Here is a 21,284-nt window from a genome sequence, read left to right as displayed (position 1 = left end):
CATGTTAGGGCTAAAGCTACCAACGGACCCAAGATGGGTCAATATCGTGGAAAAGAACATTGAAGAAATACTTACCGATCATGCGTATTGCGAGCAAAAGGCGGCTAGTACGGCTATTTCGTTAATAATAGGGTTTCCTGAAAAGTCTGAATTGGTAAAGGAAATGACGGCATTGGTCCGCGAAGAAATGGGACATTTTAATATGGTCCACGATAAAATTTTGAAACGTGGTTGGGTCCTAGGCAGGGAACGCAAGGATGAATATGTAATAGAGTTGATGAAATTTTTCCCAAAAGGGGGAAGTCGAGAAACCCATTTGGTGCACAAGCTCTTGTATGCTGCTTTGATTGAGGCTAGAAGTTGTGAACGCTTCAGGTTACTATCCGAAGAAATCCAAGATAAAGAATTGGCAGAATTCTATCGAAGTTTAATGGCCAGCGAGGCCAATCATTATACTATGTTCTTAGGTTTTGCCAGAAAATATGGAAATCGCGAAGAGGTGGACAAGAAATGGCAAGAGCTACTGGAATACGAAGCCGGACTCATGAAAGACCTTGGAAAAAAGGAGACCATGCACGGCTAGGTCATAAAGAATAAAGCGTCTTTATCATTCCGTCGGCCAGACCAATCTTTGGTACATGGATTTTCTTTGCACCACTCCATTTGGCTGCATTTAAGAATATTCGGGATGCCGGAATGATAACATCCGCGCGGTCTTGGTTAAGTCCCAATTCAGAAATACGATCTTCATAGGCCATACTGTTCAAAAAATGATATTGGGCATTCAACCATATGTAAGATAGCGGTTGTCCTGTTTTTCTCCCGGACATCTTGTGAAGTTTGTTGATATTTCCTCCAGAACCTATGATTTCCACCCTGCTATCCGGCTCAATATAGGTAGTGATCCATTCTTCTATTTCATCCCAGACCGAGTCATCAACCAATTTGTTCAGAATTCGAACAGTACCCACTTTAAAAGACCTGGACATATAGAGCTGCCCTTTGGCAAAGATGGTGAACTCCGTGCTTCCACCACCAACATCCACATATAGGAAATACCTATCCTTTTTTATAAGGTCCTTTAAATCTGTGGATGCAATGATTGCTGCTTCTTGTTTTCCATCAATAATGTCAATTTTGATTCCCGACTTTTTCTGGATCGCCTCCACAACCTCTTGACCATTTTTTGCTTCTCTAAGTGCCGAAGTGGCACAGGCCATATATTTTTCAACGCTGTAGACTTGCATCAATAACTCAAAGGATTGCATGGTCATGACAAGTCGTTCCAGGTTTTTTTCAGAAATATGACCTCTTAAAAACGAATCTTCGCCTAAGCGCACAGGCACCCTTACCAACTCGCTTTTTTTAAATACAGTAGGTTTATCCTCTTGTTCAATGACGTTGTTTATGAGCAATCGTACGGCATTGGACCCAATATCGATAGCTGCAAATTTTCGTATTACCAAATTGTAGGATTTTAGGAATCCAGTTTGTTTTGATAGTAATGGTATAGTTCAAACTGGGATCTTAATTCAACTTCATTTTCATTCCTGATCTTATACGCATTGTCCTGTTGGTCTGAGAAAACCCTGGCTTTTAGATTATCCCTCCATGAAATATCAAAAGTATCCAAAAGCTCTTGCTTGATGTCCTCATCATAAATAGGACATCCTACCTCAACCCTGAAGTCCAAGTTTCGAGTCATCCAATCCGCAGAAGATATATATACTTTTGGATCTCCTTGATTACCAAAAATAAACAGACGCGGATGCTCCAAGAACTTATCCACTACACTAATGGCTTCAATATTCTCACTCATGCCTTCCACACCCGGAATCAAGCAACAAATTCCCCTGATAATAAGCTGTACTTTCACTCCTGCCCTACTGGCCTCATATAGTTTGTCCACCATTTTGTACGAAGTAAAGCTGTTCATCTTAATCTTGATGAAAGCCTCTTTGCCGGCTTTCGCATTTTCTATCTCATTTTCAATGAGTTTGATAAAAGTTGCTTTGGTATAGTGCGGGGACACCACAAGGTGTTTGTACTTGTTTATTTTGTAGTTGGTCTCAAAGAAATCGAAAACTTTGCTCATGTCTTTTAAGATACCTTCATGAGAGGTAAACAAGGTGTAGTCCGTATAAATTTTTGCTGTGGATTCGTTAAAATTACCGGTGCTTACGAAACCGTATCGTTTGATTCCTTCCGCTTCTTCTCTTTCTACCATGCAGATTTTACTATGGACTTTAAGTCCTGGGACCCCAAAAATAAGGTTGATTCCTTCTGCCTGAAGTTGGTTGGCATATTCGATATTCGCCTGTTCATCAAAACGTGCCTGAAGCTCAATCTGCACCGTAACCTGCTTTCCGTTTTTGGCCGCATTGATCAATGCCGAAGCTACCTGACTATCGTTGGCCAATCTATACACAGTAATTTTTATGGTTCGAACCTTTGGGTCCAGCGCCGCCTCCCTTAAAAACTTTGTTACATAACTAAAAGTGTGGTAAGGTGTGTAAATCATGTAGTCTTTGTGGGCAATAAGCTCCAAAAGACTCCCCTTCATGCTAAAGCCCTTGACCGGTAAGGGTTCTATTTTTTCGTACATGAGATCATGCCTCCCCAAACTTGGAAAACCCATATAATCTCTACGGTTGTGGTATCTTCCTCCTGGAATTACACTATCCGTATCCACAATGTTCATTTTCTCTTTTAGAAATTGAAGTGTATCCTTATCTATGCTCTTATCATACACAAAACGGACAGGATCACTTATTTTTCTATGCTCCACACTGGAAGAAATCTTTTCAATGAAACTCTTGGTCAGGTCGTTGTCAATGTCCAGTTCAGCATCTCGAGTAATTTTGATCATATGCGCCGAAATGGACTCAAACTCGAACATGGTAAATACACTATCCAAGCAAAACCTGATCAGATCATCTAGGATAATGATGTAGTGCTTATCTCCTTCTTTGGGCAAAACCACAAAACGATCTATTCCCTTTGGAATTTCAATTAAGGCATATCGGTTACCTCCATTGTTGGCATCATCATTGGTTTTCATGACCATTTTTACCGCCAAATAGGCTGCCGTATCCTTAAGTATTGGGAACTCGGTAAGATCGTTCAAGATGATGGTCATCAATTCTTGGTTAACCTTTTTGAAGAAGTATTCCCTAATAAATTCAGCCTGATTTTCATTTACATCTTTTTCATTGATGATGAAAATGTTCTCGGCCTTGAGTTCTTTTTCTATTATCTTAAAAATCTCCAAACTTCGTGCCTGTTGGGCAATCACAATTTTGGTGATTTCCTCCAACAAGTCTTTTGCTTTCTCCCCACCAAGAACACTTTTACCTTTCTTTCCCGCATCAACAATGCGCTTCACCGTGGCATAGCGTACCTTAAAAAATTCATCGAGGTTGTTACTGAAAATTCCTAAAAACCTTAGACGGTCTATCAACGGTACATTTTTATCCGCACTCTCCTGTAGAACCCTTGCATTAAAATGTAACCAGCTTATTTCCCTATTGATGTACTCGTTTTTGACTTTGACCATTTATTGTTTTAGGTGTTTTGGAAATATTATTTTTTCTGTAGTTCCTTTTGAGATTTTTGCCCAGTCATCTGTTTTGAACTTGATATGGACCAAGCCAGAAGTAGGAACATTTTCAATATACTCATCTCCCCAAGTATTTACAAGTGATGTGAACGCATAATTATGCCCGAATATCATAACGGTGTCAAAATCGTTGTCCAATCGCTTAACAAAGCCCTGAACACTGCTTCCAGAAAAATCATAAAGTTCACTGGAAATTATAAAATTGTTTAGATCAAAGCCCTGGTTCCTGAGGAAAATCATGCTGGTATGTAAGGCCCTATTGGCTGGGCTAGAGAACGCAAAATCTATTTTAGCACCTTCTTGTCCATACTTTTCGGCCACTAAATGTGCATCATTGATCCCTCTTTCCTTAAGCGGCCTGTCTTTGTCAGAAACTTGATAATCCCAAGAGGATTTTCCATGTCTCATCAATATCAAATGCTTCATATGTTAGAGTTTAAGGTGCCAGTCGTTCTATTTTCCATTCCAGATCATCTTGGAGGGTATACCGAATCCTGTCATGTAATCTATTGGGCCGTCCCTGCCAGAATTCAATGGAACTGGGTCTTACCAAATAGCCTCCCCAGTGGGTCGGGCGTTCTACTTCCTTATTTTCATAGGTCCTTTCCAAAGCTTTCAATTCCTTTTCCAACAACTCTCTGGATTCGACCACTTCGCTCTGGTCAGAGACCACAGCTCCCAACTGGCTGCCCTTTGGTCTAGATTCGAAATAGCCATCTGAAAGGTTCTCCGCAATTTTTTCTGCTTTACCCTTAATGATTACCTGCCTTTCCATATTTGGCCAGAAAAAAGACAAACACACAGAAGGATCCTTAGCAATGGCCTTCCCTTTTTCACTGCGATAGTTTGTATAGAAAATAAAACCTTCAAAGGTGTATTTTTTCATCAGCACAACCCTGTTCTTTGGAAAACCATCAAGACCTATGGTGGAAATAGTCATTGCATTGGGTTCATCCATTCCATCAGTTTCCTCTACCTCATAAAACCATTTCTGAAATTGTTGCATTGGATTGGGGTCGATGGATTCCTCCATCAACTCACTTTTCTTATAGTTTTTTCGATAATTACTGAGGTCCTTTTGCATAAGACGAGTTTCGATAAACAAAGTTCAACAAAAGAACGCAAACGAAAAAGGTAAAAAACTTGGTTTTTTAGCCGTTTCTAGAACTCAAAGGATTTTCCATCTTCGGCCAGTTCCACTTTCGGAAAAACTTGCATGGCTTCTTCCTTGAACAAATCCAATGATTTATAACGAGACGAGTAATGTCCCAAAATCAGTTGGCCTACCTCAGCTTTTTCGGCTATTTCTCCAGCTTGTTTGGCCGTGGAGTGTTTTGTTTTTTCACAAAGATTGGATTCTGTCTCCAAAAAAGTGGACTCGTGATATAGAATGTCGGTCTTCTTGATTATGGGCACTATGGCTTCATTATAGGCGGTATCACTACAAAAAGCATAGCTTTTGGCCTTAGGTGGGTCCGTGGTGAGCTCCAAGTTGGGTACCACTACACCTTCTTGGGTAATTCCATCTGCTCCATTTTTTATGGTCCCAAACTGATTTCTATCAATCTTATGTTTGGCAACCATCTCAACGTTCAATGTCCTGGGCAAAGGTTTTTCCTTAAAAAGAAATCCGTTGGTATAGATTCTATGTCTCAAGGGAACCGTGTACACACTTACCTTTTCATCTTCAAAGATGAGTTCAGATTCCTTAGAATTCAACTCATGAAAAATGAGCGGATAATTGGTCCATGAATCGCCCAGTTTAAGGAATAGGGTAACAGCTTCTTTAATGCCTTTGGGGCCATAAATATGCAATTCGGATTCTCTCCCCAACAAACGGAAGGTAGAAATGAGTCCTGGAAGTCCAAAAAAATGATCCCCATGAAGGTGGGAGATAAAGATATGTTTGATCCTGGTAAACTTGACCTTGTATTTTCGAAGTTGTACTTGGGTTCCTTCGCCGCAATCAATCAAAAAAAGATGATTGCGTATTTCCAGAACTTGTGAGGTTGGGTTTGTAAATGTTCTAGGCGTAGCCGAGTAACACCCCAGGATAGTCAACTTCATATCCCTAAATCGCGTTCAATTTCTTCCATTTCAATAATATCCTTGGCTTCTTGAATGCTCGGCACCACAGTTATTTCATCCGGCACTTCATCATAGGAAACTTTGGAAGTAACCAAGACAAAAGATTTGTTTGAACCTCTGTGTGTATTGGAAATATTCAAAAACTCCAGCACATCCCCTGAAGTTAGCTTTTGAAAGGAAAAAAGGTTTACAATGATGTTGTCGTGCTTTATTTTGGGATACGCTTTGTTCAAATTTTCCAAGAAGGTGGCAAGAGAAGTCTTTTCCTGGAAAACAATGGTGGTTGTTCCTTCTTTATTGAAAATCATCTTACTTAATTTTAGCGGCCAATAAATACAGTACGGCCATGCGTATGGCCACACCGTTTTCTACTTGGTCTAAGATAATAGATTGATTGGAATCTGCAACATCGCTGGTAATTTCCACTCCGCGATTGATAGGGCCCGGGTGCATGATAACAATTTGTTTGTCCAAATTGTCCAACACCGCCTTGTTAATACCAAATTGTTGGGCATATTCCCTGGTGGATGGAAAGTAGCTGATATCCATCCGTTCGTGTTGTACCCGAAGCATATTGGCCACATCGCACCACTCCAGGGCCTTCCGCAAATCGGTTTCAACGGTTACCCCTAAAGATTCAATATGTTTTGGAATGAGTGTCTTGGGCCCACATACCATGACATTGGCTCCTTGTAATTTGAGTGCGAAAATATTAGAAAGGGCAACCCGTGAATGCAGAATATCTCCAACAATTACCACGTTCTTTCCTCCTACGTCTCCAAGTCTTTCTCTTATTGAATAGGAATCAAGCAAAGCTTGGGTTGGATGCTCATGGGCACCATCTCCTGCATTTACAATAGAAGCTTTTACATGTTTTGATAAAAAGATGCCCGCGCCAGGATTGGGATGCCGCATAACCACCATATCCACTTTCATGGAAAGGATATTATTGACGGTATCTATCAATGTTTCCCCTTTTTTTACTGAGGATTGAGAGGCAGAAAAATTGATGACATCAGCGGACAATCTTTTTTCGGCCAATTCAAAAGAGAGCTTGGTACGGGTACTGTTTTCAAAAAAGATATTGGCTATGGTAATATCCCTGAGGGTGGGGACCTTTTTAATAGATCTATTGATAACCTCCTTAAAATGGTCTGCAGTTTCAAAAATGAGTGCTATATCTTTTTGGTTCAGATATTTTATTCCCAATAGATGGTTTACACTCAATTCACTCATATTCTTTTATTTACTGACTAAATATACCATGTCCTTGCCATCGTTCTCCTGCCACATCACCTTTACTTTTTCATCATTGATCGCGTCTACTTGCCTACCTCTATAGTTGGGTTGAATGGGCAAATGTCTGCTGAACCTTCGGTCAATAAGCGTTAACAGTTCAATGCTTAAAGGTCTTCCAAATGATTGAATGGCCGTTAATGCTGCTCTGATACTTCTTCCGGTATAAAGGACATCATCAATAAAAACTACTTTTTTGTCTTCCACCAAAAAGTCCATTTTGGTTGAGTTGGCCTTTAGGATCTTATCTCCTCTTCCAAAATCGTCCCTAAAAAAGGTAATGTCCAACGAACCTAGGGCAATATCCTTCACCTTATATTCATCTTTCAAAATCTTGGTCAAACGTTCTGCTAAAAATATTCCCCTGGGTTGCAGTCCTATTAAAGCTGTGTTGCTAAAATCCAGGTGGTTTTCCAAAAGTTGACAGGCCAGCCGATGCAGTATAATGTTGATTTCCTTTGAAGTAAGAAGTACTCTTTGGCTCATGTTTTGACTAAAGTGCCTTTAACCACACAAAAATAGACATTTCCGTTCAATTTAAGGTCTCTCCTATAATCTAAGGAAATATCCCGATATCCAATTATGGGTAAAATCCCTTGATCTCAAATGATTGCAATGACAATACCTGAAATAATAAAAAAGCCCCACTGTTACCAGCGGGGCTCCTATTCTCAAAGAATTATCTGATTACTTCTTTTTAGAATCAGCTTCCATCTTATCTTTCAACGCTTGTAGTTGCGCATTGGCATCTCCCAAAGTAGGTGCTGCTTCATCTGAAGATGAAGACCTTTTCTTGGCAGAGCGTACATTTCTCTCTTCTTGCTCTCTAAAGATTGCGGTATGACTTGCCACAACACGCTTGAAATCTTTATTGAACTCGATGATCTTGAATTCGGTCTCCTCGCCTTTAACAAGCTTTTTACCGTCTTCTTTTTCCATGTGTCTAGAAGGAACAAACCCAACAATATCCTCGTTGAAGTTAATTGTAGCTCCTTTGTCTACCACTTCTGCGATAGCCGCTTTGTGAACCGTGCCTTCTGCAAACTCCTCAGCATATTTGTCCCAAGGGTTTTCAGTAGTTTGTTTGTGGCCCAAGCTCAACTTACGACCTTCAACATCCAATTCCAAAACCTCAACTTCCAAAGTGTCACCAACGGTAACAAACTCAGATGGGTGCTTTATCTTCTTGGTCCAAGAAAGGTCAGAGATATAGATCAATCCATCGATTCCTTCTTCCATTTCAACAAATACACCGAAGTTGGTAAAGTTTCTAACGATTCCTTTATGTCTTGAACCAACGGGGTACTTAGACGTAATATCGGTCCATGGGTCTGGAGTCAATTGCTTGATACCCAAAGACATTTTACGGTCTTCTCTATCCAAGGTCAATACAACGGCTTCCACTTCATCTCCAACATTTACAAAGTCTTGTGCGGAACGTAAGTGGGTAGACCATGACATTTCGGATACGTGAATCAATCCTTCTACACCATCGGCTACTTCAATAAAGGCACCGTAATCTGCAATTACAACTACTTTACCTTTTACTTTGTCTCCAACTTTGATATCATCTCCAAGGGCATCCCATGGATGTTTCTCCAACTGCTTAAGTCCAAGTTGTATTCTTGATTTGTTATCATCGAAATCAAGGATAACCACGTTCAATTTCTGGTCAAGCTCCACCACTTCGTTGGGGTGGTTGATCCTGCTCCAAGAAAGGTCGGTAATATGGATCAATCCATCTACTCCTCCAAGGTCGATGAAGACACCGTAAGAAGTAATGTTCTTTACAACACCTTCCAATACCTGGCCTTTTTCCAACTGACCGATGATTTCTTTCTTCTGCTCTTCAATATCAGCCTCAATAAGTGCTTTGTGGGAAACAACCACGTTCTTGAACTCATGGTTGATCTTAACCACTTTGAATTCCATGGTCTTTCCAACATATTGATCGTAATCACGGATTGGTTTCACATCAATTTGTGAACCTGGCAAGAACGCTTCAATTCCAAAAACATCTACGATCATACCTCCTTTGGTTCTGCATTTTACAAAACCGGTAACTATTTCTTCCTTATCGTGGGCATCATTTACTCTATCCCAAGCCTTGATGGTCCTTGCTTTTCTGTGTGATAGTACCAGTTGTCCTGTCTTATCCTCACGAATATCAATAAGCACTTCAACTTTGTCCCCAACTTTAAGGTCAGGGTTGTAGCGGAACTCATTAAGGGAAATTACTCCTTCAGACTTTGCGTTGATATCAATGATAGCTTCACGATCGGTCATGTGGACCACTTTTCCTTCAACTACCTCTTCATCTGCGGTATCCACAAAGTTCTCTTCAACAAGTTTTTCGAACTCGCTCAACTTGCTGTCCTCAACTTTCTCGATACCCTCTTCGTACTTGACCCAGTCAAAGCTTTCTAAAAATTCCTGTGGGTCTTGTTTTGGGGTTTCCTCTTTTGGAGTTTCGCTAACTTGGGCAGTAGTTTCGTTAGCTTCTTGTGTTGCTTCGGTAACTTCTGCTACCTCAGCTGCTTTTTTTTCTTCAGCCATTTGCTGATGTTTACTTGTATTCTGCAAATTTACACAGGAGTAAACGATTGTTGCAGAAGCGATTAATACTAAAATTTTGTTTCTATTTCCTTTTCCTCCTGTTATATCGTTGAAAAGGTGTGCAAAAATACAATTAATTCCTTGTTTTACAAACCCTTCCCACTATCAAAACAAAAGCACTGAATAATTAAAGAAAATTTGAATCAAAATGTGACTTTTATGCATATCTTGTTTCTTAATATTAACCATTAAAATTAAAGACTATTATGAGCGTAAAAGCAAAATACCAAGCCGTGTTGGACCTAGGTCAGGAACTACAGATAAAAAACGGTGATGTAAGCGAAGAAGGCGGTGTACTAAAAATAAAAGGTGAAGCCGGAACACAATATGAAAAAAACGTTATCTGGGACAAAATCAAAGAGATAGGTGGCAGCAGTCCTTCGGATATTAAGGCCAATATTACAGTTTCTGATGACTCTGTATACCATAGACATACCGTAAAAAGTGGAGAGTCATTGAGCAAAATTGCAAAGCATTACTACGGCGACCCCATGAAGTACAAGCAGATTTTTGCTGCCAACACCAATATTCTGGACAATCCAGATTTGATTCACCCCGATCAGGTTTTGGTGATTCCGAATTTGTAAAAAAGCAAAATAAAGATTTAAAAAGGCCGCCTTTAAAGGTGGCCTTTTTGTTTTAGCATAATTTTCCCGAACTTCACTTATCGTAGGATATAACCCGTTAAAAAGTTGCTGTCCTTTCCTTTAAGCAAAAGGTTTAAGCGTAACCATGGAAACTATACTGATTATACTTTTAATTATACTAGTAACATTTTGCATTCTAATATTAGTATTTCTTCACAAAGTGAATAAAAAGAAAAAATTGGAACTAACAATGAAGGTAGTTCTAGATGCGAGGGAAAAATTCAAACTTAGTAACAATGAATTGAAAAAGGAGATTGGTAATAAAGAACTAAGTTCTTTGGATGTGGAAGAAATATTTACCAGCAAATCACAGATTGTGCTAAAAATCAGAGATTTACTTGGGATTTTTGAAAACCTATCGACTTCAGTGAATATGGGAATATTAGATATCAATTATATAGCCCGAACCTCAAAAACCTACTTTATAAAAGTATTCGAACAATGGAAACCTTTTATTGATTATCGAAGAAATGATACTGGAAACAAGAAATTATATATTGAATTTCAAACTATGATAGAAAAGCTAAAAAAAGATTTTAATGACAAATGAAGAAATAATTAGAGCAGAGGCCAAAGATTTTTATGAATGGCAAATGGGAAGAGAAGATGAGGTAATCAATGAAGTCGATAAGATAAAAAATAGGCTTTCAAGTTTGTATTCTGCTGAGTTTAAAGCAATTTTTTTGGATGAATTAAATCAAATAGTTAGTAAAAATCTTCAAGATCACAGAAATGATGCTCACAATGGGGAGCCCAATCCCGGTTGTGCTATTGAAATCAAAACTGAAAAGCTTCTATTCTATCTAAATCAAGAAATGAGCATCTTACCTAAGATAGCAAAAAATACAAATGCAAGAGAATCCTCCCATATGAGAAATAAAGTTTTTGTAAGCTACAGTCATCTAAACAAAAGTTATCTAAATGATATTAAAAGACATTTTAAACCATTCTTAAAAGAAATAGATTTTTGGCATGACGAAAACATTCAACCCGGCGCAAAATGGAAAACGGAAATAAGGAATGCTATTGATCAGACCAAAGTTGCAATCTTATTGTTGAGCACAGATTTCCTAGGTTCTGAATTCATTTCGACAGATGAGCTTCCTCCATTATTACAAGCTGCAGAAAAAGATGGGGCAACTATTTTAATTGTTATTCTGGAACCCTGCCTATTTGAGGAATTCCCTAACTTAAATCAATACCAGGCCATGAATCCGCCAAGTAATCCTGTTATTAAGATGGAATATTCAGAAAAAGAAGAATTATACGTTAATCTAGTAAGACAAACTAAGAAATTACTTAAGTAAAAGCACAAACCAAAAACAAACCACTCAGCAGAACAACCTCATCAATGGCTTCATAGTAAAACTATAGCAGAAGCTATTCTTCCTGTTACCTAAAAAGTCTTTGCTTACTCGTGGTCTTTATACGAGGCATTCCTCTTGTAGGTTAATAAAAATTTTTACATTTGCACTGACTGCACGTGCGTTCAGTTTTACTCAAAAGAACAGTTTTTATGGACAAAAGGGAACAACTTATTGAAATAGCAACAAAACTATTCTCGGAAAAAGGGTATGAAAATACGCCGCTCTCCGTAGTATGCGAAAAGGCCAATGTTTCCAAAGGACTGATTTCCCATCACTTTAAATCAAAAGATGGGTTGTTGCGAGAGATTTTTTTAAGAACCACAAACCTTATCGTTGAGATAAACTCATTTGATAAGAAAAATAAATCCCCAAACGAGCAACTGGTTGAACTGTTGGAATCCTTCTTTTCTCAACTTGAAGCAGATAAACTGTTCTTCCAGTTTAATCTGAATATGATCGTACAGCCCAGTACCCGGGAAATATTAGATGACCTGATCAAAGAGCGTTCATCTTTCATTTTGGAAAAGACGAAGGAGATATTCGATAAAATCGATGCCGAAAACGCTTTGGTCAAAAGTCATCTGTTTATTGCGGAACTGGATGGAATCGCACTGAGCTATTTAGGGATTTATAAAGATTTCCCGCTAAAAGAGATTAAAGAACAGATAATGAAAAAATACGCATAACATAGTGATGAAATTTGCAAAAACAGCTATTACAGAAGTTATTAATGACCTTAGGTCTCAGCTATATTCATCGTTGACCGCGCCAATTGATGCCATGTGGGAACAACTTTACATCAGTTCCTCTCAACATTATCTTATTGAGGGTAAAAACAACACTTTAGGGTATTGTTGCATCAACCAAGCAGGATGTTTGATACAATTGTTTCTCAAAAAAGAACATCTGCTTCTGATGAATAAAACAATTAAAGAACTGATCTCATCTGGATTGATCAATTCGGCTAGTTTAAGTTCTAATGAGCCAAAGGCTTTTAACGCTTGTTTATTTCATTCAAAATCCATTAAACCAAATACCTTTTGTTTTGAGCATTTAAATAATAAGGTAGCAGTAGATCCGGAATTGAAGATTAAGTTGGCCACTAGTGATGATATTCCAGAAATAAAAGTATTCTTAAAAGAACAAGTCGGTATGGACGACACTTTCGGGTATACTGAAAACCTTGTCACGCGAAAAGAAATTTTCGTACTTAAACAATCGGACGTCCTTATTGCAACAAGCGAATGCAGAATGAGTGATTCCCAACCTGAGTTTGCAGACCTGGGAATTATTGTAAACCGTGATTTTCAAGGTAAGGGAATTGCAACCAAGATTATGCAGCTGCAGGTAAATAGGGTTCTACGAGCTGGCAGAAAACCGATTTGTTCAACGACATTGGACAATGTTGCTTCGCAAAAAGCAATTGAAAGATCAGGTTTCTACTGTTCAAATATCATTTTTGATATAAATTTTTAAAGAAGATAATTAGATATCTGTTGGTTCCCACAAGGAGGAAAACAGGCTATTCTTTTGAGTCGATGACCCTTTGGGCAAGATTGTGAATCCGTTCAAACTGCTCCTCAAGGCCCATATCGCTGTTGTCAAACTCTATGGCGTCTTCAGCCTTTTTTAATGGGGAAACTTCACGGGTAGAATCTATTCTATCACGTTCTTGGACATTTTTAAGCACTTCTTCATAAGTAACTTCTTCTCCCCTTTCCAACAATTCCTTATATCGTCGTGTGGCCCTTGCATCAGGTGAAGCGGTCATAAATATCTTCAGCTCGGCATCTGGAAAGACCACCGTGCCTATATCCCTTCCATCCATAACCAGTCCCTTTTCTTTTCCCATTTTTTGCTGCATATCCACTAGCAACTCCCTCACTTCTGCAATGGTTGCAATCTTGCTTACCTGCTCGGAAACCTTCATAGTCCGGATTTCGGCCTCCACATTTTCCCCGTTCAAGTACATCTCCGATCTATCCAATTCCTTGTTGGGAACGAACTTGAGTTGAATTTGGTTCAAACACCGAAGCAAACCAGGAATATCTTCATTTTCGCCTATAAAATCCTCATTGATTGCAAATAGGGTCACTGCACGGTACATAGCCCCGGTATCCACGTAAATATAGCCAAGGGCGGAAGCCAATCGTTTGGCAATGGTGCTTTTTCCCGTGGAGGAAAACCCATCTATGGCAATGGTGATTTTTTGCATGGGGCAAAAATAAGGAGAAGCGAATAAAAGATTTCAAAAAAACACCACTATAGTTCGTCTGGTCAATCGGGGAAATTCTTCAAAAGGACAATCTGCTTGGGTTTGAGAATTGAAAAGTATTGATCCAGAACCCTTATCCATCAATTCTCACGAGATTTTTCGAATTAATTTCTGGAACTTCATTTATCCGGACGATATAATTCATTTAAAACGAGTCATCAAATCATAGTCGTTGTATGTCATTGAAAAGAAACTTATCATGAAAGGAATCGGAAATACACCATTAATTAAACTTCAAAATCTTACGGATTCAAACAGTGCTGATATCTATATCAAATTCGAAGGAGCTAATCTTACTGGAAGTATGAAGGACCGAATGGCACTTTCAATGATAGAAGGAGCTGAAAAAAGAGGAGAGTTGAGTAAGGGCATGACCGTAGTAGAATATACCGGAGGAAGTACGGGAAGTTCATTGGCTATGGTATGTGCAAGGAAAGGATATAGGGCACACTTTGTTTCTTCAAATGGATTTGCCGAAGAGAAATTACAAACGATGCGGGCCTTTGGAGCAACGGTAGAAATCATACCTGCAAAAGATGGCATACTAACCGCCGATGTAATCAACAGGATGATTGCAAGAGCCAAGGAGATAATTAAAGAGCCGAATACTTTTTGGGTCAATCAAATCAACAATCTCGATAATAAGCTTGGTTATCATCCCATGGGAAACGAAATATTGAATGAACTTGGGAGTGATATTGATGAATTTGTAATGGCCGTTGGTGGGGGTGGTTGTATTTCTGGAAATTCTGAAATATTAAAAGAACAAATCCCAACCATAAAAATAATTGGAATCGAACCTTACAATGTTAGAAACATTTCAGGTGGAGACACAAGTGGAACCCACAAACTAGAAGGGATCGGACTATCCTTTGTTCCTTCTATTCTGCGCAAAGACCTTATAGATGAAGTAATATCGGTAAAAGATGAAGACGCCTATAAAACAGCAAATGCCTTAGCGAAAAAAGAAGGGATTTTTGGTGGAGCAACGTCAGGTGCAAATGTTTGGGCAGCATTAAAACGCGCAAGAGAAATTGGAAAGGGGAAAAAAATTGTAACGGTCGTTTGTGATACGGGCATCAAATATCTACAAGGCGATTTGTATCAATAAAACTGCATTTAACAAGGAGCATGGTGCATGCTTACATGCACCATGCTCAAACCATTAGGCGTAATCCCTAAACCTCGTTTTACTTTTACAGCTTTTTGGCATTTTTCACTTTACGATCAGTGATAGCGATGTCTATAACCTCGCTCATCTCGTTCACATAGTGAAAAGTCAATCCTTTTAGGTAATCTTCCTTGATTTCCTGTACATCCTTCCTGTTTTCCTCACAAAGAATAATCTCCTTTATCTTGGCCCTTTTGGCAGCCAGTATTTTTTCTTTTATCCCTCCAACCGGTAATACTTTACCTCTTAGGGTAATTTCACCTGTCATGGCCAAACTCTTCTTCACCTTTTTCTGGGTAAACAGCGAAACCAGAGAGGTCAACATGGTGACTCCAGCACTTGGGCCATCTTTTGGGGTAGCTCCTTCGGGAACATGGATATGCACATTGTACTTTTCAAATACACTGGAATCAATTCCGAACGTCGTTGCATTGGATTTGATATACTCCATGGCTATCGTAGCGGATTCCTTCATTACTTTGCCCAAATTCCCGGTAATATTCAGCATACCTTTTCCTTTGGACAAAATGGATTCTATAAATAGAATATCACCGCCCACACTGGTCCATGCCAAACCTGTAACGACACCGGCCACATCGTTGTTTTCATACTTGTCCCTTTCCAATCTTGCTGGACCCAGGATTTTTTCAACATCTTCATTGGTTACCGTAACATTGTACTCTTCTTCAATGGCAATGGATTTAGCAGCATACCGGACCATTTTGGCCAATTGCTTCTCCAATCCCCGAACTCCGGATTCACGGGTGTATCCTTCTACAATTTTTTCCAGTTGGCGCTTGCCAATTTTCAAATCTTTGTTGCCAAGTCCGTGTTCTTTCAATTGCTTGGGCAACAAATGACGCTTGGCAATCTCTACCTTTTCTTCAATAGTATACCCGGTAACGTTTATGATTTCCATTCTGTCCCTTAGGGCAGGTTGAATGGTGGCCAGACTATTGGCCGTAGCTATGAACATTACTTTGGAAAGGTCATAGCCCATTTCCAAGAAATTATCATAGAATTCACTGTTTTGTTCGGGATCCAAAACTTCCAACATTGCAGAAGAAGGATCCCCTTGATGACTATGGGAAAGTTTGTCTATTTCGTCCAGGATAAAAACAGGATTGGAAGTTCCCGCTTTTTTGATACTTTGGACAATTCTCCCTGGCATAGCACCAATGTAGGTTTTTCTGTGCCCTCGTATTTCAGCTTCATCACGAAGCCCACCCAAGGACATACGCACATATTCTCTTCCTAAAGCTTCCGCCACAGACTTACCCAATGATGTTTTACCCACACCTGGAGGTCCATACAAACAAAGAATCGGTGATTTCATATCGTTTCTAAGCTTCAACACGGCCAGATATTCAATAATCCTTCGCTTCACATCCTCAAGACCATAGTGGTCCCTATCCAGTATCGACTGTGCACGTTTAAGGTCAAATTGGTCCTTGGAATATTCATCCCAAGGTAAATCCAAGATAAGATCCAGATAATTTCTTTGAATGGAATATTCGGCCACTTGCGGGTTCATGCGTTGCATTTTTCCCAACTCGCGCTCAAAGTGCTGCTTTACCTTTTTGCTCCATTTTTTCTTTTTGGCCTTTTCCTGCATTTCATCAATCTCCTCCTCATAGGAAATTCCACCAAGTTCCTCCTGGATGGTCTTCATTTGTTGGTGCAGGAAATACTCACGCTGCTGTTGATCCATATCACTACGCACCTTAGACTGGATGTCATTTTTCAACTCCAACTTCTGAAGCTCCATATTCATGTACTTCAACGTAGCAAGTGCGCGTTCTTGAAGGTTGGGAATTTCCAGAAGTTGTTGTTTTTCGGCAACACTCAAATTAAGGTTGGAAGAAACAAAGTTGATCAAAAACGAGTTGCTCTGAATGTTCTTGATCGCAAATGTGGCTTCCGTGGGAATATTGGGGTTGTCCTTGATAATTTTATAGGCCAACTCCTTGATGGAATCTATAATCGCCTCAAATTCTTCGCTATCCACCTCAGGTCTTTCTTCCTTGGCCTCCTTTACAGTAGCGGTCAGGTAAGGTTTCTCCGCAATGATGCTGTCAATTTGAAAGCGTTTTTTCCCCTGAATGATCACAGTAGTGTTTCCATCCGGCATTTGCAGTACACGAAGTATGCGTGCAACCGTACCTAAGGTATTGATATCCTCTACCCCAGGATTTTCAGTCTCTTCATCTTTTTGGGAGACTACCCCAATGGTCTTGGATCCATTATTGGCATCCTTGATCAGGTTAATGGATTTGTCTCTTCCAGCCGTAATCGGAATGACCACCCCTGGAAAAAGTACTGTATTTCTTAAAGGCAATACCGGGAGTACTTCCGGTAGGCTCTCATTGTTCATTTGTTCTTCATCCTCCGGGGTAAGTAGAGGAATCAATTCGGCATCTTCATCCAACCCTTGAAGGGACATATTGTCAAAACTTGAAATTTTTATTTCTCCCATATCATCTGTTTCAGTCATTTTGTCATAGTTGACAAAATTTTTCCATTACCGTCAAAACCCATAAATCCCCTAACATCTTACAAATCAATAGTTCTCATGGCTATTTTGACCTATGGTCACCTAGTAAAGGGCAATTCCCATGCCATTAAAATCCAAATTTTACCAAAAAAGTGTAACAATTAATAAATTCATCCATCTATAAGACAAACCATTCATTTTTTGAGCCACCAAAATGAACATACTGATGCACTGCTCAAATTGTGCCTCCAAGGAAAACCAAGCGCGCAAATGGAGATATACAATAGGTATTATAAGGCCATGTACAATACAGCCTTTAGAATCGTAAAAGACTCAGCGGAAGCTGAAGATGTAATGCAAGAGTCTTTTTTGAGCGCCTTTACCAAACTGGACACTTTTAAAGGGGACGTCACCTTTGGAGCCTGGTTGAGGAGAATAGTGATCAACAACAGTATTTATCATTACAAAAAACAGCAAAAAACAAGAGCTGTGGATTTGGATGACATAATGTACAAGGTCGAAGATGATGATGGAGTTGCTTCGGATCATAATGGTTATACAGAACTGAAGGCTCAAAAAGTGATGGAAACCATGAAAAGTTTGAAAGACAATTACAGAGTTTCTTTGACCTTACATTTAGTTGAAGGATATGACTATCAAGAGATAAGTGAGATTATGAACATTAGCTACGCCAATTGTAGAACCACAATTTCCAGAGCTAAGGAGAGTCTTAGAAAAAAATTGACAATAAATGCTTGATTATGAAGAATGATAACATTGATCGGTTGTTTGAAAGACTTCAAGGTAAACTTGACCTTGAGGAGCCTGCAAGAGGACATCAGGAACGATTCCTGGAAAAACTAAACCAGGCCCAAGGAACTGTTTCCTTGAACAAGAAGCGAACTGCATGGTGGAAATCATTGTCCATAGCTGCTTCCATTGCCCTTATAGCCATGCTCGGTATTCAGGTGTTCAATTCCAGACCAAGCATAAAGGAACAAGTAGTGGAAATTGCCCCCGAAGTTTCGCAAACAGAATTTTACTTCGCCAGTTTAATCGAAGAACAGGTGCAACTCCTCCGAGAAGAAAAATCCCCGGAGACTGCACAATTGGTAGACGATACATTGCTACAACTTGAAAAACTGGAAGCCAATTATAAAAACCTGGAAGAAGAACTTATCAACGGTGCTGATAGCAAAATAATCCTCAACGCCATGATAACCAACTTCCAGACCAGAATAGACCTTTTAAAAGAAGTATTGACCAATATTGAAAATATTAAGAATTTAAACTCGTACAATGATGAAAACATTACTATATAAAAGCACCCTTTGGGTTATGTTCTTGGTACCGGTTCTTGTTTGCGCCAACGTATACAAAGGAGGCGGAAAATATACCAAGGAAAAAACCATAAAAAAGGAGTTTGATGTGAATGCAGATGCCCTTTTCAAGGTCAGGAACAGCTACGGAAACCTAAACATTACTTCTTGGAACGAAAACAGAGTGGTTGTAGAAGTACAGATAAAGGCCAACGGAAACAATGAGGAAAAAGTGCAGGAAAGACTCGATGAGATCGATGTGGCTTTTGAAAATAGCTCAAGTTTGGTCTCTGCCCGAACACTTTTTGGAAACAAAAGCAACAGTTGGGGTTGGAGCTGGAGAAGGAGCAGAAGGGTAAGCGTGCAGGTAAACTACGTTATTAAGCTTCCGGTAAAAAACAGCGTAAGTCTTAAAAACGATTACGGGAATATTTATTTGGACCGTATAGACGGCCACGCAAAAATCAACTGTGACTACGGAAAAATGGACATTGGAGAACTCAGGGGAAGAAATAACGAACTAAAGTTCGATTATACCTCCAGGTCTACATTCGAGTATATCAACAGTGGCACAATAACCGCCGATTATTCAGGATTTACTGTGGAGAAAGCGGGAAATCTGGAAATCAAGGCCGATTACACCAATTCGGTAATCGAACAAATGGAGAACTTGGCATTTTCCAATGACTATGGCTCCATTGAGGTCAATGAAGTAAACAACGTGGAAGGAAAAGGTGACTATATCGGTATTAAGCTGGGAACAGTGCATGGTAATGTAAACCTGACCTCGGACTATGGATCTTTAAAGGTTACTGAAATGTCTTCTGATGCAGGGGATATGGATATCCAAAGTGATTACACCGGAATACGAATTGGATACGATATAGGATACCATTTTGATTTTGAAATTTCCACCGAGTACGCAAGGGTAAATGGAATTGATGCCTTTGAAATCAATATTAGCAGGGAAAAATCCAATGAAAGATATTATAAAGGGTACCACGGAAGTCCTGGGTCTGGGAACCTAGTTTCCATTACCAGTGATTATGGTGGAGTAACCTTTGATCGCAATTAATAAATCATATCAAAAAACAATAAATCAAACACAATCATGAAAAAAATTATCACACTAGGACTGGCCCTATCCATGGTAGCCATTGTTAATGCCCAATGGGGAAGAAGAGTTAAAGGAAACGGCAATGTAGTCACCATAGAGCGTTCAGTTGGAGAATACGACGCTGTGGCACTGGCTGGTTGGTTCGATGTGGAACTGGTTGACGGAAAGGAAGGCGAGCTCACGTTAAAAGGAGAATCCAATCTTTTGGACCGTATAAGGACTGAAGTCAAGGACGGTAAATTGATCATTAAAAGAGAAAAGGGCGTTGAGCTAAGACCTTCCAATTGGGGAAGAGGTATCTTGATTACGGTCCCCGTGGAAGACATCAACTCGGTTTCCCTATCCGGTTCTGGGGATATTATTGGAAAAACATTACTTAAATCCGATGATTTCAGCGCTAGAATAGCAGGTTCCGGAGATATTGACATTTCTGTGGAAGCTGATCATGTTGAAGCTTCACTGTCAGGTTCTGGAGATATCAACCTATCCGGAAAAACAACAGATTTTGATGTTCAGGTATCCGGTTCTGGAGATGTAAAAGCATATGGACTGGAAGCGGAGTTTGTCAAAGCATCGGTTTCAGGGTCTGCAGATATCAAGGTTACGGCCAATCAATCCATTGATGCCCGGGTATCTGGTTCCGGTGATATCAGTTATAGGGGAAATCCAGATAAAATCAGAAGTAAATCTTCAGGTTCGGGAGATATATCCAGAGGATAAACCAGGAGTTTATCACCAATCAAAAAACTTTAAGACCCTGTCCAATGGACAGGGTCTTATTTTTCTATCCAATCGTTGGAGTTTATCCTTGTGTTGTAGTCTATTAAATTGGATGGATAATTAATCCAGTCCTCATGTCGCACAATCTTACCATTCTCATTGAACGTCAAAATGGTTACAAATTGCATTGGCCCAAACTCATATTCACCCCACTGAAACTTGGAAAAATATCCTTTTGCGACTGCCTTGTTTCTGTCAACAATCAACTCTTTTAATTCCAATGCATAGGGTTCCAGTGTATGGTAATTTGGATTTCCCCAATCCAAAAACTCCCTCAATGCTTGTTTACCTTCTATCCTATCACCATTGATATAATCTTCCAGCAGGATTTCATCAGCATAAAAGGAAAGAAATTCATCAAAGTCATTTCGGGTCTTGTATACTTCATAATAGGCTTCCGCTGTTTCCTTGATCTTGTAACTTGGGTTTGTGCATCCGATAGTACATGAGAATAAAACAATGGCAAGCAAACTTGTTGTTTTCATCCAGACCGCA

At 39.5% G+C, this 21,284-nt stretch carries 23 protein-coding genes; 11 read left to right on the top strand and 12 right to left on the bottom strand.

Annotated elements, in window-relative coordinates:
* Window position 1: 1 nt before the first annotated feature.
* Window positions 2-583: a MiaE family protein gene (locus tag DX873_RS15195; protein ID WP_116185354.1), complete on the top strand. Its 582-nt coding sequence runs from the start codon at window positions 2-4 to the stop codon at window positions 581-583.
* Window position 584: 1 nt separating this feature from the next.
* Here the strand turns inward: DX873_RS15195 and DX873_RS15190 are convergent, their stop codons facing one another.
* From DX873_RS15190 to rpsA, 9 genes are all read right to left on the bottom strand, one after another.
* A complete protein-coding gene (locus DX873_RS15190) occupies window positions 585-1,466 on the bottom strand; it encodes a Ppx/GppA phosphatase family protein (RefSeq protein WP_116185353.1) in 882 nt (293 codons plus the stop codon).
* An 11-nt stretch (window positions 1,467-1,477) separates the two neighbouring features.
* Window positions 1,478-3,556, bottom strand: coding sequence for a polyphosphate kinase 1 (gene ppk1, locus DX873_RS15185; RefSeq protein WP_116185352.1), 2,079 nt, complete (start codon window positions 3,554-3,556; stop codon window positions 1,478-1,480).
* Window positions 3,557-4,045, bottom strand: a complete 489-nt coding sequence (locus DX873_RS15180; RefSeq protein ID WP_116185351.1) for a SixA phosphatase family protein — start codon at window positions 4,043-4,045, stop codon at window positions 3,557-3,559.
* Between the two features lie 10 nt (window positions 4,046-4,055).
* On the bottom strand, window positions 4,056-4,703 hold the full coding sequence (pdxH, locus tag DX873_RS15175; RefSeq protein WP_116185350.1) for a pyridoxamine 5'-phosphate oxidase: 648 nt from the start codon (window positions 4,701-4,703) through the stop codon (window positions 4,056-4,058).
* 77 nt (window positions 4,704-4,780) lie between these two features.
* Entirely contained in the window at window positions 4,781-5,686 is a 906-nt protein-coding gene (locus DX873_RS15170) for a ribonuclease Z (protein ID WP_116185349.1), read from the bottom strand.
* Window positions 5,683-6,015, bottom strand: a complete 333-nt coding sequence (locus tag DX873_RS15165; protein WP_116185348.1) for a ribonuclease Z — start codon at window positions 6,013-6,015, stop codon at window positions 5,683-5,685. The genes DX873_RS15170 and DX873_RS15165 overlap by 4 nt, the downstream gene beginning before the upstream one ends.
* A gap of 1 nt (window position 6,016) precedes the next feature.
* Window positions 6,017-6,943 (bottom strand): aspartate carbamoyltransferase catalytic subunit, encoded by a 927-nt coding sequence (locus DX873_RS15160; protein WP_116185347.1) that lies wholly within the window; start codon window positions 6,941-6,943, stop codon window positions 6,017-6,019.
* Between the two features lie 6 nt (window positions 6,944-6,949).
* Window positions 6,950-7,489: a bifunctional pyr operon transcriptional regulator/uracil phosphoribosyltransferase PyrR gene (gene pyrR, locus DX873_RS15155; RefSeq protein WP_116185346.1), complete on the bottom strand. Its 540-nt coding sequence runs from the start codon at window positions 7,487-7,489 to the stop codon at window positions 6,950-6,952.
* A gap of 201 nt (window positions 7,490-7,690) precedes the next feature.
* Window positions 7,691-9,559 carry a 30S ribosomal protein S1 gene (gene rpsA, locus DX873_RS15150; RefSeq protein ID WP_116185345.1) on the bottom strand — a complete coding sequence of 623 codons (1,869 nt, stop codon included), beginning with the start codon at window positions 9,557-9,559 and terminating at the stop codon, window positions 7,691-7,693.
* A 266-nt stretch (window positions 9,560-9,825) separates the two neighbouring features.
* Here rpsA and DX873_RS15145 point away from each other — a divergent pair, with 266 nt between their 5' ends.
* The 5 genes from DX873_RS15145 to DX873_RS15125 all read left to right on the top strand — a co-directional run bounded on the left by DX873_RS15145 (window position 9,826) and on the right by DX873_RS15125 (window position 13,109).
* Entirely contained in the window at window positions 9,826-10,206 is a 381-nt protein-coding gene (locus DX873_RS15145; protein ID WP_116185344.1) for a LysM peptidoglycan-binding domain-containing protein, read from the top strand.
* Between the two features lie 145 nt (window positions 10,207-10,351).
* A complete protein-coding gene (locus tag DX873_RS15140) occupies window positions 10,352-10,816 on the top strand; it encodes a DUF4760 domain-containing protein (RefSeq protein ID WP_116185343.1) in 465 nt (154 codons plus the stop codon).
* Entirely contained in the window at window positions 10,806-11,573 is a 768-nt protein-coding gene (locus tag DX873_RS15135; protein WP_116185342.1) for a toll/interleukin-1 receptor domain-containing protein, read from the top strand. Before DX873_RS15140 ends, DX873_RS15135 begins: the two co-directional genes overlap by 11 nt.
* A 209-nt stretch (window positions 11,574-11,782) precedes the next feature.
* Window positions 11,783-12,319: a TetR/AcrR family transcriptional regulator gene (locus DX873_RS15130; protein ID WP_116185341.1), complete on the top strand. Its 537-nt coding sequence runs from the start codon at window positions 11,783-11,785 to the stop codon at window positions 12,317-12,319.
* A gap of 7 nt (window positions 12,320-12,326) precedes the next feature.
* On the top strand, window positions 12,327-13,109 hold the full coding sequence (locus DX873_RS15125) for a GNAT family N-acetyltransferase (protein WP_116185340.1): 783 nt from the start codon (window positions 12,327-12,329) through the stop codon (window positions 13,107-13,109).
* Window positions 13,110-13,155: 46 nt separating this feature from the next.
* Here the strand turns inward: DX873_RS15125 and cmk are convergent, their stop codons facing one another.
* Complete coding sequence (cmk, locus tag DX873_RS15120) at window positions 13,156-13,848, bottom strand: (d)CMP kinase (protein ID WP_116185339.1); 693 nt, start codon at window positions 13,846-13,848, stop codon at window positions 13,156-13,158.
* Between the two features lie 259 nt (window positions 13,849-14,107).
* Between cmk and DX873_RS15115 the strand changes: the two genes are divergently transcribed.
* Window positions 14,108-15,019 carry a PLP-dependent cysteine synthase family protein gene (locus DX873_RS15115; RefSeq protein WP_116185478.1) on the top strand — a complete coding sequence of 304 codons (912 nt, stop codon included), beginning with the start codon at window positions 14,108-14,110 and terminating at the stop codon, window positions 15,017-15,019.
* 85 nt (window positions 15,020-15,104) lie between these two features.
* On the opposite strand, the gene lon is transcribed toward DX873_RS15115, so the two are convergent.
* A complete protein-coding gene (lon, locus tag DX873_RS15110) occupies window positions 15,105-17,555 on the bottom strand; it encodes an endopeptidase La (protein ID WP_116185477.1) in 2,451 nt (816 codons plus the stop codon).
* A gap of 219 nt (window positions 17,556-17,774) precedes the next feature.
* Here lon and DX873_RS15105 point away from each other — a divergent pair, with 219 nt between their 5' ends.
* From DX873_RS15105 to DX873_RS15090, 4 genes are read left to right on the top strand one after another with little or no spacing between them, the layout of a single operon-like run.
* Complete coding sequence (locus tag DX873_RS15105) at window positions 17,775-18,332, top strand: RNA polymerase sigma factor (protein WP_116185338.1); 558 nt, start codon at window positions 17,775-17,777, stop codon at window positions 18,330-18,332.
* Window positions 18,333-18,334: 2 nt separating this feature from the next.
* The gene (locus DX873_RS15100) at window positions 18,335-18,895 is read left to right on the top strand and encodes a hypothetical protein (RefSeq protein ID WP_116185337.1); all 561 of its coding nucleotides are present in this window, start codon (window positions 18,335-18,337) and stop codon (window positions 18,893-18,895) included.
* Window positions 18,876-19,967 (top strand): DUF4097 family beta strand repeat-containing protein, encoded by a 1,092-nt coding sequence (locus DX873_RS15095; protein ID WP_116185336.1) that lies wholly within the window; start codon window positions 18,876-18,878, stop codon window positions 19,965-19,967. Before DX873_RS15100 ends, DX873_RS15095 begins: the two co-directional genes overlap by 20 nt.
* 36 nt (window positions 19,968-20,003) lie before the next feature.
* Entirely contained in the window at window positions 20,004-20,729 is a 726-nt protein-coding gene (locus tag DX873_RS15090; RefSeq protein ID WP_116185335.1) for a head GIN domain-containing protein, read from the top strand.
* 56 nt (window positions 20,730-20,785) lie between these two features.
* Here the strand turns inward: DX873_RS15090 and DX873_RS15085 are convergent, their stop codons facing one another.
* Window positions 20,786-21,274: a nuclear transport factor 2 family protein gene (locus DX873_RS15085; protein ID WP_116185334.1), complete on the bottom strand. Its 489-nt coding sequence runs from the start codon at window positions 21,272-21,274 to the stop codon at window positions 20,786-20,788.
* Between the last annotated feature and the right edge of the window lie 10 nt (window positions 21,275-21,284).

The organism is Flagellimonas nanhaiensis (assembly GCF_003382275.1).
GTDB classification, from domain to species: domain Bacteria; phylum Bacteroidota; class Bacteroidia; order Flavobacteriales; family Flavobacteriaceae; genus Flagellimonas; species Flagellimonas nanhaiensis.
This window is presented reverse-complemented; position numbering and strand designations above follow the sequence as displayed.

Coding starts and splice junctions, on each gene's coding strand:
- DX873_RS15180 (WP_116185351.1), bottom strand. CDS start 4,045: ATGAAGCATTTGATATTGATGAGACATGGAAAATCCTCTTGGGATTAT.
- cmk (WP_116185339.1), bottom strand. CDS start 13,848: ATGCAAAAAATCACCATTGCCATAGATGGGTTTTCCTCCACGGGAAAA.
- DX873_RS15170 (WP_116185349.1), bottom strand. CDS start 5,686: ATGAAGTTGACTATCCTGGGGTGTTACTCGGCTACGCCTAGAACATTT.
- rpsA (WP_116185345.1), bottom strand. CDS start 9,559: ATGGCTGAAGAAAAAAAAGCAGCTGAGGTAGCAGAAGTTACCGAAGCA.
- DX873_RS15125 (WP_116185340.1), top strand. CDS start 12,327: ATGAAATTTGCAAAAACAGCTATTACAGAAGTTATTAATGACCTTAGG.
- ppk1 (WP_116185352.1), bottom strand. CDS start 3,556: ATGGTCAAAGTCAAAAACGAGTACATCAATAGGGAAATAAGCTGGTTA.
- DX873_RS15195 (WP_116185354.1), top strand. CDS start 2: ATGTTAGGGCTAAAGCTACCAACGGACCCAAGATGGGTCAATATCGTG.
- DX873_RS15165 (WP_116185348.1), bottom strand. CDS start 6,015: ATGATTTTCAATAAAGAAGGAACAACCACCATTGTTTTCCAGGAAAAG.
- DX873_RS15160 (WP_116185347.1), bottom strand. CDS start 6,943: ATGAGTGAATTGAGTGTAAACCATCTATTGGGAATAAAATATCTGAAC.
- DX873_RS15145 (WP_116185344.1), top strand. CDS start 9,826: ATGAGCGTAAAAGCAAAATACCAAGCCGTGTTGGACCTAGGTCAGGAA.
- DX873_RS15085 (WP_116185334.1), bottom strand. CDS start 21,274: ATGAAAACAACAAGTTTGCTTGCCATTGTTTTATTCTCATGTACTATC.
- DX873_RS15130 (WP_116185341.1), top strand. CDS start 11,783: ATGGACAAAAGGGAACAACTTATTGAAATAGCAACAAAACTATTCTCG.
- DX873_RS15135 (WP_116185342.1), top strand. CDS start 10,806: ATGACAAATGAAGAAATAATTAGAGCAGAGGCCAAAGATTTTTATGAA.
- pyrR (WP_116185346.1), bottom strand. CDS start 7,489: ATGAGCCAAAGAGTACTTCTTACTTCAAAGGAAATCAACATTATACTG.
- DX873_RS15140 (WP_116185343.1), top strand. CDS start 10,352: ATGGAAACTATACTGATTATACTTTTAATTATACTAGTAACATTTTGC.
- DX873_RS15090 (WP_116185335.1), top strand. CDS start 20,004: ATGAAAAAAATTATCACACTAGGACTGGCCCTATCCATGGTAGCCATT.
- DX873_RS15115 (WP_116185478.1), top strand. CDS start 14,108: ATGAAAGGAATCGGAAATACACCATTAATTAAACTTCAAAATCTTACG.
- DX873_RS15095 (WP_116185336.1), top strand. CDS start 18,876: ATGAAAACATTACTATATAAAAGCACCCTTTGGGTTATGTTCTTGGTA.
- lon (WP_116185477.1), bottom strand. CDS start 17,555: ATGGGAGAAATAAAAATTTCAAGTTTTGACAATATGTCCCTTCAAGGG.
- pdxH (WP_116185350.1), bottom strand. CDS start 4,703: ATGCAAAAGGACCTCAGTAATTATCGAAAAAACTATAAGAAAAGTGAG.
- DX873_RS15100 (WP_116185337.1), top strand. CDS start 18,335: ATGAAGAATGATAACATTGATCGGTTGTTTGAAAGACTTCAAGGTAAA.